General features: G+C 60.9%; 13 protein-coding genes. 7 read left to right on the top strand and 6 right to left on the bottom strand.

Annotated elements, in window-relative coordinates:
* Positions 1-366 precede the first annotated feature (366 nt).
* The 5 genes from ABDX87_RS20990 to ABDX87_RS21010 all read left to right on the top strand — a co-directional run bounded on the left by ABDX87_RS20990 (position 367) and on the right by ABDX87_RS21010 (position 6263).
* The gene (locus ABDX87_RS20990) at positions 367-801 is read left to right on the top strand and encodes a MarR family transcriptional regulator (RefSeq protein WP_074757358.1); all 435 of its coding nucleotides are present in this window, start codon (positions 367-369) and stop codon (positions 799-801) included.
* A 136-nt stretch (positions 802-937) separates the two neighbouring features.
* Complete coding sequence (locus ABDX87_RS20995; protein ID WP_346829598.1) at positions 938-3247, top strand: FimV/HubP family polar landmark protein; 2310 nt, start codon at positions 938-940, stop codon at positions 3245-3247.
* A gap of 3 nt (positions 3248-3250) precedes the next feature.
* On the top strand, positions 3251-3547 hold the full coding sequence (locus ABDX87_RS21000; RefSeq protein ID WP_346829599.1) for a SelT/SelW/SelH family protein: 297 nt from the start codon (positions 3251-3253) through the stop codon (positions 3545-3547).
* A 121-nt stretch (positions 3548-3668) separates the two neighbouring features.
* Entirely contained in the window at positions 3669-4568 is a 900-nt protein-coding gene (locus tag ABDX87_RS21005; protein WP_346829600.1) for a bestrophin family protein, read from the top strand.
* Positions 4569-5447: 879 nt separating this feature from the next.
* Positions 5448-6263 (top strand): UDP-2,3-diacylglucosamine diphosphatase, encoded by an 816-nt coding sequence (locus ABDX87_RS21010; RefSeq protein WP_346829601.1) that lies wholly within the window; start codon positions 5448-5450, stop codon positions 6261-6263.
* Positions 6264-6293: 30 nt separating this feature from the next.
* Here ABDX87_RS21010 and ABDX87_RS21015 read toward each other — a convergent pair whose 3' ends face one another.
* Both ABDX87_RS21015 and ABDX87_RS21020 read right to left on the bottom strand, forming a co-directional pair.
* Positions 6294-6899 carry an HD domain-containing protein gene (locus ABDX87_RS21015; protein WP_346829602.1) on the bottom strand — a complete coding sequence of 202 codons (606 nt, stop codon included), beginning with the start codon at positions 6897-6899 and terminating at the stop codon, positions 6294-6296.
* 154 nt (positions 6900-7053) lie between these two features.
* Positions 7054-7365 carry a DUF962 domain-containing protein gene (locus ABDX87_RS21020; protein WP_346829603.1) on the bottom strand — a complete coding sequence of 104 codons (312 nt, stop codon included), beginning with the start codon at positions 7363-7365 and terminating at the stop codon, positions 7054-7056.
* Between the two features lie 137 nt (positions 7366-7502).
* Here ABDX87_RS21020 and ABDX87_RS21025 point away from each other — a divergent pair, with 137 nt between their 5' ends.
* On the top strand, positions 7503-8510 hold the full coding sequence (locus ABDX87_RS21025; RefSeq protein ID WP_074757386.1) for an AraC family transcriptional regulator: 1008 nt from the start codon (positions 7503-7505) through the stop codon (positions 8508-8510).
* 138 nt (positions 8511-8648) lie between these two features.
* Here the strand turns inward: ABDX87_RS21025 and ABDX87_RS21030 are convergent, their stop codons facing one another.
* Positions 8649-10103, bottom strand: coding sequence for a TrkH family potassium uptake protein (locus ABDX87_RS21030; RefSeq protein ID WP_346829604.1), 1455 nt, complete (start codon positions 10101-10103; stop codon positions 8649-8651).
* 172 nt (positions 10104-10275) lie between these two features.
* Between ABDX87_RS21030 and ABDX87_RS21035 the strand changes: the two genes are divergently transcribed.
* Positions 10276-10836 carry a nitroreductase family protein gene (locus tag ABDX87_RS21035; protein WP_346829605.1) on the top strand — a complete coding sequence of 187 codons (561 nt, stop codon included), beginning with the start codon at positions 10276-10278 and terminating at the stop codon, positions 10834-10836.
* 112 nt (positions 10837-10948) lie between these two features.
* Here the strand turns inward: ABDX87_RS21035 and ABDX87_RS21040 are convergent, their stop codons facing one another.
* The 3 genes from ABDX87_RS21040 to ABDX87_RS21050 form a co-directional block, all read right to left on the bottom strand.
* Positions 10949-12289 (bottom strand): sensor histidine kinase, encoded by a 1341-nt coding sequence (locus ABDX87_RS21040; RefSeq protein WP_346829606.1) that lies wholly within the window; start codon positions 12287-12289, stop codon positions 10949-10951.
* Positions 12290-12393: 104 nt separating this feature from the next.
* On the bottom strand, positions 12394-12828 hold the full coding sequence (locus tag ABDX87_RS21045) for a Spy/CpxP family protein refolding chaperone (RefSeq protein ID WP_346829607.1): 435 nt from the start codon (positions 12826-12828) through the stop codon (positions 12394-12396).
* Positions 12829-13074: 246 nt separating this feature from the next.
* Complete coding sequence (locus ABDX87_RS21050) at positions 13075-13752, bottom strand: response regulator transcription factor (protein ID WP_346829608.1); 678 nt, start codon at positions 13750-13752, stop codon at positions 13075-13077.
* Positions 13753-13759: the final 7 nt, after the last annotated feature.

The following is a 13759-nucleotide window of genomic DNA, read 5'->3' on the forward strand; positions in this document are numbered from 1 at the left end:
GGGAGTCAGTGCTCATCCAGCAGTTGATGCGTCCCACCAGGGAAAGCGAAAAGCGCTTCGTTTCAGGATCGTTCCAACGCTCTGCGTGGGAATGCCTGCCAGGACGCTCCGCGTCCACGTTGACGCAGAGCGTCAGTCGCTGCGTTACCACGCGGAGCGTGGGAACGATCAAAGCGCCATTCTAAATCCCGGATATGCACACCTTTCAAGCCACCCCGCCAACTCCGCACAGCGCTATATATCCATGCCAAACCCGCACTCCCCCTGCCTCTGCGACGAAACACCACGTCCGGCCACTTGCCTCGCCTCAAGCTCCATGGTTAGCTGCCTATTAATTAGGAATCGTCTTTAACCATCGAGTTACCTATGCCGTTAACAGAAGAACACCGCTTTGGCATGCAACTGGCCAGCTTATCCCGTGGCTGGCGTGCCGAGCTTGACCGTCGTCTGGCCGATCTTGGGTTGTCCCAGGCCCGTTGGCTGGTCCTCTTGCATCTGGCGCGTTTCAAGGAAGCGCCGACTCAGCGCGAACTGGCGCAAAGTGTCGGCGTGGAGGGTCCGACTCTGGCCCGCCTGCTCGACAGCCTTGAGAATCAGGGGCTGGTCCGTCGTCAGGCCGTGGTCGAAGACCGACGTGCGAAAAAGATCCTGCTGTGCGACACCGCACGGCCTCTGATCGAGAAAATCGAAACCATTGCCACTGCGTTGCGTCATGAGCTGTTCGAAGGCATCGATGAGGAAGATCTGCGCGTCTGCCTGCGCGTTCACTCGACAATTCTGGCGAATCTGGAAAAATCGTGAGTTCATGGCGATGAGCCAGCGACAAATACGTTGATCGTGTCGAAACATCCTGTTCTATTTGCACCCATACTGGTTTTTTCCGGACACGGTGTCCGCATTACGAAATTGCAGGGAAGCCTGCCTCATAAGGGTTCGCATGCTGAAGAGTTTTCAGGCCGGTCGTCGGCGCGGGAGTCAGGTATCACTTCGCGTTCAGTCGGGTCTTCGCACAGGGTTGTTCGCCGTGGCGGTCGCTTCGGCATCGATGCTCCACAGCTCCATGGCGGCCGCGCTGGGCTTGGGCGAGATCACCCTGCACTCGGCGCTCGGCCAGCCTTTCAACGCTGACATCGAACTGATCGAGGCGGGCGGGCTGACTCCTGAAGAAATCGTTGTTGCGCTGGCACCGGCCGAAGCCTTCACCAAGGCGGGCGTTGAGCGCGTGTTTTTCCTCAACGACCTGCGCTTCACCCCCGTGATTCGTGGCAGCCGTGCCGTCGTGCATGTCGAGTCGCGCAAGGCCGTCACTGAGCCGTACATGGATTTTGTCGTGCGTCTGGTGCGACCTAACGGCGATCAGTTGCGCGAATACACGGTGCTGCTGGACCCGCCGAACTCGCCGACGGGGCTCGCCGCGACGCGCAGCCGTACTCAATCGCCTGCCGTTGGTGCAAAGAGCGATGAGTCCCGACTCCCTGTCGCGCCGCCGAAAGCTGTGCAGGGCAAGCGTTATACGGTGGCCTCCGGCGACACGCTGGCGAGCATCGCGCGCCGCGTGCAGGCGCCGGGCAGCAAGAGCTCTGGAAACGAGCTGATCAGCGGTATTCAGGCGCTCAACCCACAGGCGTTCCCGAACGGGGATCGCAGCCAGTTGAAAGTGGGCCAAAGTCTGCTGCTCCCGGACAGCGCCATCGAGCCCGAGCCGTCAGCAACCGCCGCCGCTGCGGGCGCCCAGCCTCCGGTCACCGCCCCTGCCACCGCGCCCGCCGTGCCAGGCGCCCCTGCGCCGACCCCGGATGCGGGTCAGCAACTGACCGCCACCGCACTGGAAAACCAGCAGTTGGCCAAGACCGTGGACGATCTCAAAGGTCAGGTCCAACAGGCGAACGAGGAAGAAGCGGGCAAAGACAAACAGATCATCGAGTTGCAGACGCAACTGGCGGAAATGAAAGCGCTGGCGTCGCGACCGGCGCCTGCTCCTGTTCCTGTTCCTGCAACCCCTGTCGTACAGAAAACCCAGCCGGTTGCCACAGCGCCTGCGCCGGTGGCCGCACCCACGCCGGTGCAGCCGGTGGATGACGACGAGCTGCCCTGGACGACGATCCTGGCGGCATTGCTGGTCCTGCTGTTACTGCTCGCGCTGGCATGGTCGGTGCGGCGCAACCGGATCAAAAACCAGTTGGCGCTACAGCCGGAGCCAGTGGAGCCGATCATCAAACCGGCCCAGGCGACGGTCACGCCGGTGTTCGAAGTGCCCTCCGTGACGCCGCGTCCGGCCGCGACGGCTTCGCCTGCTGCCAGCACCACCGCGCCGGCAGGTCAACGGCTCGCCGGTGCAGCGACTGACGCGCTGGACGGGGCGAGCATCTACATTGCTTACGGCCGTTTTGCTGAAGCCTTGGCGATCCTGCGAGAGGCGCTGGACAAGCAGCCGCAGCGCACCGATGTGCGGATGCGCATTCTCGAGTTGCTGGGAGAGCAGGGCGATGGCGCGGGCTTCGACGCCGAGGAAAAGGTCTTGCTGAGTCAGGGGATCGAGGCGCAAAAGCTCAAAGAGATCCGCGCTCGTTATCCGAAACTCAACGCGGCGGTTGCCCCGGCGGCCCCCGCTGCGGCGGCGACGGAGCCGTCAGTAACCCCGGCCCTCCTGGCAGGCGCTGCTGCCGTTGCTGCGGATGCGGCAGCCAGCGACACGCCGGCAGGCCAACTGGACGAAACCGCAGCCGCCGCACTGAACCCCGATCCGGCGGACGATTTCCAGCTCAACCTGGACGACCTGTCGATGGACGCCGACTGGGACCTGGTCGACCCGTTCGATAGCACACCCGCACCACGCAAGCCTGCACCCGATGCCGAGCCTGCGTTGGATCCGGCGTTCGCCTCCAATCTCACGGAGTTGCCGGAAGTCTTCGAAATGCCCGAGGAACAGTTCCTCAGCGATTTCGCCGAAGAAGACGGGACGATGGACATGGACGTGCAGTTCGAGGAAGAGCCTGAGCCTGCGTTGATCGTGCAGAGCAACAGTGACCTGATGGACGACGCGTTTCTCGACAGCTTCATGACTGATGACACCGAATTCGACCTGATGGACCTCGATGAAGCGCCACTGAGCAAGATCAACGAAGCGCAAGTGTTGATCGATGAAGGCAATGTCGAGGAGGCGCGACGTCTGTTGCAGCAGGTCATCGATGAGTCCGACGACGGTCCTCAACAAACGGCCCGTGATTTACTGGCCGGGCTGGGCTGAGTCATGACCGCGAAACCTGAGATCGTCATCACGTATTGCACGCAATGCCAGTGGCTGTTGCGTGCGGCTTGGCTCGCTCAGGAGTTGCTCAGCACCTTTGGTGACGATCTGGGCAAGGTGTCGTTGGTGCCGGGCACCGGAGGCGTGTTCCACATCACCTGCAACGCGGTGCAGATCTGGGAGCGCAAGGCCGATGGCGGCTTTCCCGAAGCCAAGGTCCTGAAACAGCGCGTGCGCGATCAGATCGATCCCGAGCGTGACCTCGGTCATAACGATCGCAAAACCCCGCTCGACAGTTGACGCTCGATCACTGATCGAAACCCTCGATTGGGTCTTCATTAACAGTGATTGGACGCTGCTGACGCCACGGACCTATGCTGAACCGGCGTCCTGACACCTTCGCCGAGCATAGACCGACCCCATGATCGTCCGACCTCATCCCAACCTGCTGAACGTGTTGCTTGCCCTCAAAGGGTCGATTGCCCGACGCATTGCCACCCGCAGTCTGGCCGTGACACTGCTGGCAGCGCTCATCGTACTGATTGAAAACCTGCACCCGGAGTATTTCTCCAAGGTCAGCGCCGTGCCGTTCACGCTGCTGGGCCTCTCGCTGTCGATCTTCATGAGCTTTCGCAACAACGCCTGTTACGACCGCTGGTACGAAGCGCGCAAGGCGTGGGGCGACGTGATCACCGAGATCCGCTCGATCATCCGTGAAACCCAGGTGATCAAGGACGTCAGCGTGCGCAGCCTGATCCTGCGAGACCTGTGCGGTTTTGCCCATGCCCTGAATGCAACGCTACGCCGAGAGGACGTGCGCAAAGTCGCGCAGCCGTGGTTGAGTCGAGTGCCGTCCGAAGAGGGCGCAAATTTTTGCGACAGGGTGCTGCGCGAGATTGGTCTGCAGTGTTCCAACGCCAGTGACAGCGGGCACATCAACGAGTGGCGCTATACGCTGCTGGCCAATCATCTGAGCGTGATCAGCCGGGCGGTGACCGCGTGTGAGCGCATCAAGGGCACGCCGCTGCCGTTCCCGTACACCTTGCTGCTGCACCGGACGATTTACCTGTTCTGCATCCTCTTGCCCTTCGTGATGGCCGAGCCGCTGGGCTGGGTCACACCCTTGTTCATGGCGATCGTCAGCTACACCTTCTTCGGGCTGGATGCGATTGGCAACGAACTGGAAGACCCGTTTGGCTTCGATGAAAACGACCTGCCGCTGGATGCGCTGGTGCGCGTGATTGAACGCGACATCCTCGACGCCCTCGGTGAAACGCCCTTGCCACCGCTGCTTGAGCCTGTGGATTTCGTGTTGACCTGAAGCCTGACCCCGGATCACGTTTGATCCGTTTGTGCGGGATTCTGTGTGAGCGAGCTTGGTCTGGGCGGCATTTCGGCGAATGCGGTCGTGCTGAACTGACAGATGTGTCGGACACCCAGCTGCGTTCGCGAGCAAGCTGCTTGTATGGTGTGCATTTCCACTGCTGGGGGTGACGCTGATGGTTGGGTTTGTCCTAACGTCCAAACTGTTCCGCCTTCGGCGGGTTACTTGAAAAGACACCAAGTAACCAAGTGTCCAGCTCCTGGTTTGGCGACTCCTTCGTCGTCGTACCCTCACTCCGGCGACGCTCCGTGGGCCCGCGCTGAACGGACATCCATGTCCTGGCAGCGCTCTCGCGGCATCCATGCCGCTCGGCCCACTCCACGCCGCCTGCGTTCAGCCTGCACCCAAGTCGCGTTTTGTGGTGTCTGGACTGCTGCGGCATGAAGATCAAAAGCCAGAGCGCGCTTTGCGCTGTTTAGAACAACACCTCAATCGTTGAATAAACATAAAAAATGTGGGAGTTAGCTTGCTGACGATGCGGAGTGTCATTCACCCTTGATGAAACTGGCTCACTCCCAGCGCGAGCAAGCTGATGGTTCCCACGCTCCGCGTGGTAACACATTCAACGACGCTCTGCGTCATCCGGGATATGGCGCAGGCTGTCGGGCTTTGCGACCCTCAAGAAACGAACTGAGACCACTGGTTGAGAGCCATAGAATCTCCCACAGTAATCGCTGTTCTGCCGTTCGGCCTCCGCGGCGCTGGAACCCTGCCAAGGTGTTGCTTCGTTTGTCATGTCATCAAACCTCAACAATGCCGTCATGTTCACTTCACTGACCCGGTCCACTCTTGTGGAAACCAAAGTGGAGGTCATCCATGAGCATTGCCGAGAACGTGAAACCGAGTCGTAAGCAACGTGTCCGGACCTTATGGATCTCCGATGTACATCTGGGAACCCGGGATTGTCAGGCCGAGCACCTGTCCGGTTTTCTCAAGCAGTATCATGCCGACAGGGTTTATCTGGTCGGCGATATCATCGACGGCTGGAAACTGCGTGGCGGGATGTACTGGCCGCAAGCGCACACCAACGTCATCCGCCGCCTGTTGACCATGAGCAAGCGCGGCACCGAAGTGATCTACGTCACCGGTAACCACGACGAATTCCTGCGTCGTTATTCCAAGCTGATTCTGGGCAACATCCAGCTGGTCGACGAGGCGGAGCATGTCACCGCCGACGGCCGACGCCTGCTGGTGATCCACGGCGATCAGTTCGACGTGATTACCCGTTACCACCGCTGGCTGGCGTTCCTGGGCGATTCGGCCTACGAATTCACCCTGACCCTCAATCGCTGGCTCAACCACTGGCGCGCCAAGTATGGCTACGGCTACTGGTCGTTGTCGGCGTACCTGAAACACAAGGTCAAGACCGCCGTGAACTTCATCAGCGACTTCGAAGAGGCCATCGCTCACGAGTGCGTGAAGCGTGGGCTGGACGGTGTGGTCTGCGGGCATATCCACCATGCCGAGATTCGTCAGGTGGGCGGGGTGGAATACCTCAACTGCGGCGACTGGGTCGAGTCCTGCACCGCGCTGATCGAACATTGGGACGGCACCATCGAGCTATTCCGGCTGGCCGATGCGCACATCAAGGCCAAGAGCCTGGCGACCGAGGCGGTTGGCGAGGCGGTTTGATACGCCGCACCGCCTACATAAGGTCGTTAGTCAGGCCTGGACCCCTGCTGAGTTCTGCTCGATCGCAGCCTTATAGATCGAGTTTCTGGGTTGGGCGAAAACCCGTTCCAGCATCGGCTCGAAAAAACTCAGCGGCAGGTTCTCGTAATCGGGATCGAACGCTGCCGCATCGTATTTGGCGCAGAACTCGATGGTCTGGCGGTATTGCGGATGGTCGGCGAAGGTTTCGCGCAGGTGCCGGTCCATCCCCAGGTGATGGAAGAAGTAATAGCCCTGAAAGATCCCGTGCTTTTCGACCATCCACAGGTTTTCGTCGCTGACGAAAGGCTTGAGGATCGCGGCGGCAATGTCCGGGTGGTTGTAACTCGCCAACGTGTCGCCGATGTCGTGGAGCAGGGCGCAGACCACGTACTCTTCATCCCGGCCGTCGCGATGCGCCCGGGTCGCGGTCTGCAGAGAGTGGGTCAGACGATCCACCGGGAACCCGCCGAAATCACCGTCCAGCAAACGAAGATGATTGAGAATGCGCGAAGGCAGTTGTCGCGCGTAGGCGCTGAAGTCCTTGGCGATGATCGCCCAGTCTTCCTGCGTGCCGTCCTTCATGTGGGTGAAGCGTGCTTGGTCGGTCTGGCTCATCGGCGGCTTCGGCTCTTCTTGTCAATGACGCAACGAGTGTAGGCCGGGTCGATCACCACAGTGTGACTGAGCGGGACGGCTTGATGGCTCAGCGGGCCTTGCCCTCGGCGCTATAAGCGACGTTGATAAGCCGTCATCAGCCTGCGTTGCTGACTTAAAAAGGCACCTTGCCGGTCAGCATGTCCCGGTACATCACAAAATCGCCGAGCAAACTGTAGAACGGATGCTTGAACGTGGCGGGCCGATTCTTCTCGAAAAAGAAGTGCCCCACCCAGGCGAAGGTGTAACCCGCCAACGGCAAAACCCACAGCAATACCCAACTGGCGCTGAGCAGAGCGGTCGTCAGTATCAGGATCACCAGACTCGTGCCGATAAAATGCAGGCGGCGGCAGGTGCTGTCGCGATGCTCCTGCAGGTAATACGGATAGAAGTCGGCGAAACGATCAAAGCTTCTTGCGTCATCCACAGCGGTTTTCTCTGATGCCTGTCATGTCCATCAGTTTAGCCGAGCACGCCCGGCGGCCAGTGACAATGGGTGCCAACGTAGTATCCTTCGGCTATCAGTCGCAGGGGGCGACCGATTCTGAACAAGAAGACGTGAGCATGGAAAAAACGACTTCTTCAAGTTGGGCGATGGGGATCGTCAAGTCCCTGGAAATGGATGGGCTGGACTGCCAGGCGTTGTTCAAGGAACTGGGGTTGGTGTATGCCGATCTGGAAAATCCCGACGCCCGTTTTCCGCAGGACTCCATGACCCGACTCTGGCAACGTGCCGTCGAGCTGTCCGGCAACCCGGCGGTTGGCCTGAACATGGCCCGGGTCGTTCGACCGGCTTCGTTCAGCGTTGCCGGTTATGCCTTGATGTCCAGCCGGACCCTTAAAGAAGGGTTCGAGCGGTTGGTGCGTTATCAGCGAATCATCGCCGACAGTGCCGACCTGAGTTTTCGCCTTCTCCCTGAAGGCTACGCGCTGATACTGACGGTGCACGGGGATCTTTTGCCCCCCACGCGACAAAGCGCGGAGGCCTCTCTGGCGTTTGCGCTGGCGTTCTGTGGCTGGCTCACCGGTCGTCCATTGCACCCGCGTCAGGTGTTGATTCAGGGCGATCAACCCAAGAACGTCGAGCCCTATAAAAAGTTCTTCCACGCGCCACTGACGTTCAACGCGCCTTACGACGCGCTGGTGTTTGACCGCGCAGACATGGAAGCACCGCTGCCGACCGCCGATGAGGCGATGGCCAAGCTGCATGATCGCTTCGCCGGGGAGTTTCTGGCCCGCTTCGCCAGCAACCGCGTGACGCACCAGGCGCGTCAGGTGCTCTGCCGTCTGCTTCCACAGGGCGAACCCAAGCGCGAAGCCGTCGCCCAGAGCCTGCACCTGTCGCAGCGCACGTTGCAGCGACGTTTGCAGGAAGAGGGCACCAGCTTCCAGACCCTGCTCGACGACACGCGCCGCGAACTCGCCGAGCAATACCTGGCGCAGCCGCAGATGACGCTGCTGGAGATCGCCTATCTCCTGGGCTTCGCCGACCCGAGTAACTTCTTCCGCGCGTTCCGCCGCTGGTTCGATGAGACGCCGGGGGAGTATCGGGTGAGGAAGGCGATCGAGTAGCCACCACCGATTCCTGTAGGAGCGCGCTTGCCCGCGATAGCGGTTAGTCAGCCAGCCTCTGTGTGTATCTGACACAGCGCCATCGTGGGCAAGCGCGCTCCTGCAGGGATCAGATGTGTTCTGTCGGCCTGCGTTGAATCAATGCCGCCAGAACGCCGGAATGCACAGCACCAGCACGGTGATGATTTCCAGACGACCCAGCAGCATGCCCAACGACAGAATCCACTTGGCTGCATCCGGCAACGTCGAAAAGTTGCCGGCCGGTCCGATGGTTTCACCCAGTCCCGGGCCGACGCCGGACACGGTACTGGCGGCGCCGGTCAGTGCGGTCATCCAGTCCAGACCCAGCAGCGACAGCAGCAAGGCGATCAGGCAGATGGTGATCGAGAAGAAGAACGAGAACGTCAGAATCGACCGCACGATTTCATCGTCCAGCCGATGGCCGTTGTACTTCTGCTTGATGACCGCGCGCGGATGAATGAGCTGATGCAGGTTGGCCTTGAGCAGAATGTAGGCGACCTGAAAGCGGAATACCTTCACGCCGCCCGCCGTGGAGCCGGAACATCCACCAATGAAGCCCAGATAAAAGAAGAACATCAGCGCGAAGTTGCCCCACAGGCTGTAGTCCCCGAGCGCAAAGCCTGTGGTGGTCACCACCGAGGTGACGTTCAGCGCGACGTGCCGAAGTGCGTCGTACCACGGCAGGTCGGTGGTGGCCCAGTACCAGGCGGTCATCACCAGCCAGGTCACCAACAGCAGACCGATGAACCCCTGAACCTGCTCATCCTTGAACAATGCTTTGCGATGCCCCCTCAGGGTCGCGACGTACAGGGTGAACGGCAGCGCGCCAAGAATCATCACCACGATCGCCACCCAGTGCACGGCCGGTTGCGGCCACTTGGCGAGGGATTGATCGGAGGTGGAGAAACCGCCTGTGGAGATCGCTGACATTGCGTGGTTGATCGCGTCGAACAGGCTCATGCCGGCCCACCAGAACGCCAGACTCCCCAGTACGGTAATGCCGACGTACACCAGTACGATAAATTTGGCGACCATGTGCGAGCGCGGCATGACCTTCTCCGAACGGTCAGAGGACTCGGTCTGGAACAAGCGCATGCCGCCGATGCGCAGCAGCGGCAGGATCGCCACCGCCATCCCGATAAAACCGATCCCTCCCAGCCAGTGCAGCAGCGAGCGCCAGATCAGAATGCCCGGCGACATGCTGTCCAGCCCGCTGAGCACGGTAGAACCCGTGGCCGTAATGCCGGACATACTCTCGAAAAAGGAGTCCGTGTAGCTGATGTGCTGGGTCAGCAGAAACGGCAGCGCGGCGAAGACGCACACCACCACCCAACTGGAGACGGTCAACAGGTACATGTCGCGAGGGCGCAGGTGAACGTGCTCGGGACGCCCTTGCCCAACCAGCGCCAGCCCGGCGATCAGCGTGATCATGCTCGACCACAGGAACGACGGCATGTCGCCGGTTCGTTCGAAGATCAACAGCGTGGCCATGGGCACGACCATGGCGATGGCCAGGGTGATGAGGAAGATGCCGATAATGAAACCGATGATGCGAAGAGTCGGCAACGCCATGCAGTCGCTCTGATCAGGAAATGGAAGGGCGCACATTCTACCCGTGGGTCAAGGCAAGTAAACCGAGTCCGGCGTCGGGTGTCATGTAAGTAAATGCTTCTTTCATTCGTTATTGAAGTTCAAGAACGCATTGTCGGCACTACAATGCCCCATCATTTAAGGAGACGACTCAATGGAAGCGCTCGACGTATTACTCAACCGCGTGTCCGTTCCCCGGCTGGTCGAGCCAGCCCCGGACGCTGCCCAGCGCGAAATCCTGTTCAGCGCGGCCCTGCGTGCCCCCGATCATGGACAACTGCGGCCTTACCGCTTCCTCACCGTGGAAGGCGACGCCCGCAACCGCATGGGCGATTTGTTGGCACAGGCGCTGATCGAGAGCGGCAACGGTGCCGACGAGAAGGCCCTGGAGAAAGCTCGTTCAGGCCCGCTTCGCGCCCCGCTGGTGGTCGTGGTGATCGCCCGGTTGCAGGACCACTTCAAGGTGCCGAAGAAGGAACAAGCGATCACCGCAGGGTGCGCCGCCCATGGCGTGCTGCTGGCGGCGTACGCATTGGGCGTGGGTGCGGTCTGGCGCACCGGTGAATTGTCGTATTCCCCACACGTCGCAAAAGGGTTGGGCCTGGCCGCGGATGAAGAGGTCGTTGCGTTCCTGTATCTGGGCACGCCATTGAATCCGCCGCGCGAAGCACCGAAGCTCGACGTCGCGGAATTCGTCAGCGCGTGGCAGGGATAACAAGCAGCGCGGACGTTGTGGGAGCCCGTTCGCTGCCCTCGTAACCTCGGACGTCTTCTACAGGGATGGGCTCACCCAAGAAGCCATGTTGACCGTAACCCGCTGTTAAGGCTTAGCCAACGGCCGTGCCCGTGTCGCGCGGCACGACGATGCTGGCAATGAAGCCGCCCTGCGGATGATTCTCCAGCACCAGGCTGCCGCCGTGTTTTTCCGCTGCACGCTTGGCGATGGCCAGACCCAGACCGTAGCCCGGCGCGGTCTGGTTCGGCGCGCGATAGAAGGGTTCGCCCAGCTGCGCCAGATGCTCTTCGCTCACGCCGGGACCATGGTCACGTACGCTGATGAACAGCATGGCATCCTCATTGCGCGCGCTCAGTTCGATGGGCTGCCCTGACGGGTTGAAGCGCAGGGCGTTGCGCAGCAGGTTGTCCAGGGCGCGTTCAAGCACGTTCGGCCAGCCTTGCAACTGAACGCCTGACTGCGCGTCGACATTGACGGTCTGGTCATTGCTGCTTAATTCGGTTTCAGCCTTCAAGTGATGCAGCAACCCAGGCAGGTCAACGGGCGTGGCATCGCCCATGTCAGCGTCCAGGCGGGCGAGGGCGAGAATCTCACTGATCAACTCTTCCAGGCGATCGCATTCACGCGTCAGGCGCGGCCAGAGTTTTTCCCGCTCGGCAGGTCCCCCTCGTTCAGCCAGGGCCAAGGCAATCCGCAGCCGCGCCAAGGGTGAGCGCAGTTCGTGGGACACGTCCCGCAGCAACTGACGCTGACTGCCGATCAGGCTTTGCAGGCGGGCGCCCATGCGGTTGAAGTCATTGGCCAGCACGCCGAACTCATCGCGACGATTAGCGAGCTGGGCCAGGCTGTTCTGTTGATACGTGGTTTGCCCCAGGTCGTGAACGGCGCCCCGCAGACGGCTCAGCGGCCGGGTGATCGACAGGGTGACGAACAGGCTGAACAGCGTCAGCACGACGAGCGCGATGCCCAGCGCACTGAGTGGCCAGAGCAGGCTTTCGCGGTGCCAGGCGTCCAGTTCCGGGTGCGGAATCCGGTAAATCAGCAGATAGGTTTCGCTGGTCTTGGGGCTGGTGTATTCCGCGGTCAGACGACGCCAGGGCAGGGGACGTTCATCGTCTTTTTGCTGGCGCGCTTCGAACGCGGCTGCGCGAGGCGGGAAAGTGCCGGGAATCACGGCCTCGCCGCTGTCGTTCAACACCTGAACGTCGATGTGGTACTTGCGCTTGAGATTCTGCAGAAACTCCTGCGCCGGACCTTCGCCCTGTTCCTCATACAGCTGCGTCCACTTTTCCGGCAATTTGTGCAGGCCGGGGTGGCGACTGAGAATCCAGGCATCCTGATTGAGCATATGCCCCATCAGGATCGACAGACCCGCCACCAACGCGATCGCGAGCCAGAAGCTCGCCAGGATTCGCCAGAACAATGAACGCACGTGAATCCCTCGATCAAACCCCTGAACTGGAAAAGCCCGACACGCCGGGGAGAGCGTGTCGGGTTGCAAGTGTACTGCCGCGCCAGCAGTGTGTTACCGGGTAATTACTGGGTCTTCTGCGCCTTTTGCGCTTTCCAGGCTTCGAACTCGGCACGGTCTGCGCGACGTTGTGCCTGGTCCTTCTGGATCTGATCGAAAGTCTTCTGCTGATCAGGTGTCAGCACGGCGCGAATGTCAGCCTGGGTTTTCGCGTGCTTGGCCGCCAGTTCATCCTGCATTGCCTTCTGATCGGCTGGCGACAGCTTGGCCAGGTACTTCTGGGTGATCTCGGAGCGGCCGTGCCATTGCTCGCCCATCAGTTTACCGACTTGCTGACGTTGTTCCGGGGTCAGGTTCAGCTTGTCGAACGGGCCTTTGCGGTGATGCATGCCAGGGCCATCAAAGCCTGGGCCAGCCATAGGACCGCCTTCCGGAGGCATTGCCATCGCAACGGTCGGCAGAGCAGCAGCGAACATCAAAGCCATCAGAGTCTTACGCATGGTGTATCTCCTTGTCTCGAATCCGGCTCTGTGCCGGTTGTGGCCAGTTTAGGGAGATCAAGGTCAAGCGAGGTCAGGCGGGCGTAAAGCTTGGGTAAAGAGGGATTGTTACGTGGCTGACAGATCGATCTGAGACCGGGTACCTGTAGGAGCGCGCTTGCCCGCGATTGCGATCCGTCAGACATCGCGATGTGCCTGACACTCCGCCATCGCGGGCAAGCGCGCTCCTATATTCATGTCGTATGACTACACCGCGTAGTAATAACCCCGACTGCGCAGCGCCACGATGCGCGGGCGTCCGTCGGCGTGCGGGCCGATCTTCTTGCGCAGGTTGCTGACGTGCATGTCCAGGCTGCGGTCGTAGAGCGTGAGCTTGCGACCCAGTGCCAGTTGCGCCAGTTCCTGTTTCTCCAGCGGTTCACCGGGTTGACCGAGGAGCGCTTCGAGCAAGCGGGCTTCGGAGACGGTCAGGGTGAATTCCTGGTCATCGATGGTCACCACACCTCGGGCCGGACTGAAGCACAGGTCGCCCAGTTCGATCTGGCTGGACACGGCGGCAGGATGACTGCGACGCAGGACCGCCCGCAGGCGTGCCGTCAGCTCGCGAGGGTCGCAGGGTTTGGCGAGGTAATCGTCAGCGCCCAGCTCCAGACCCAGAATGCGGTCCAGCGGCTCGCCGCGTGCCGACAGCATCAGCACTGGAAGGTCAGGGTGATCGGTGCGTAATTGCTTGAGCAGTTCCAGACCGCTGCCGTCGGGCAGCATCACGTCCAGCACCACGGCGGCGGGAGCACTTTCGGCGAGCGCCTTGCGGGCACTCTGGCCATCGTGGCAAGCCCGTACCTGAAAGCCTTCCTGGCTCAACCAACTGCTCAGGAGCTCACACAGCTCCTGGTCATCATCAATAAGTAACAGCTCGCTCATGACTCAC

The sequence above is a fragment of the Pseudomonas abietaniphila genome, from assembly GCF_039697315.1.
In the GTDB taxonomy this organism is placed as follows: Bacteria; Pseudomonadota; Gammaproteobacteria; order Pseudomonadales; family Pseudomonadaceae; genus Aquipseudomonas; species Aquipseudomonas abietaniphila_B.

Bases quoted from the DNA above. Each gene is read 5' to 3' on its own strand.
- ABDX87_RS20990 (WP_074757358.1), top strand. From the start codon at position 367: ATGCCGTTAACAGAAGAACACCGCTTTGGCATGCAACTGGCCAGCTTA.
- ABDX87_RS20995 (WP_346829598.1), top strand. From the start codon at position 938: ATGCTGAAGAGTTTTCAGGCCGGTCGTCGGCGCGGGAGTCAGGTATCA.
- ABDX87_RS21000 (WP_346829599.1), top strand. From the start codon at position 3,251: ATGACCGCGAAACCTGAGATCGTCATCACGTATTGCACGCAATGCCAG.
- ABDX87_RS21005 (WP_346829600.1), top strand. From the start codon at position 3,669: ATGATCGTCCGACCTCATCCCAACCTGCTGAACGTGTTGCTTGCCCTC.
- ABDX87_RS21010 (WP_346829601.1), top strand. From the start codon at position 5,448: ATGAGCATTGCCGAGAACGTGAAACCGAGTCGTAAGCAACGTGTCCGG.
- ABDX87_RS21015 (WP_346829602.1), bottom strand. From the start codon at position 6,899: ATGAGCCAGACCGACCAAGCACGCTTCACCCACATGAAGGACGGCACG.
- ABDX87_RS21025 (WP_074757386.1), top strand. From the start codon at position 7,503: ATGGAAAAAACGACTTCTTCAAGTTGGGCGATGGGGATCGTCAAGTCC.
- ABDX87_RS21030 (WP_346829604.1), bottom strand. From the start codon at position 10,103: ATGGCGTTGCCGACTCTTCGCATCATCGGTTTCATTATCGGCATCTTC.
- ABDX87_RS21035 (WP_346829605.1), top strand. From the start codon at position 10,276: ATGGAAGCGCTCGACGTATTACTCAACCGCGTGTCCGTTCCCCGGCTG.
- ABDX87_RS21045 (WP_346829607.1), bottom strand. From the start codon at position 12,828: ATGCGTAAGACTCTGATGGCTTTGATGTTCGCTGCTGCTCTGCCGACC.
- ABDX87_RS21050 (WP_346829608.1), bottom strand. From the start codon at position 13,752: ATGAGCGAGCTGTTACTTATTGATGATGACCAGGAGCTGTGTGAGCTC.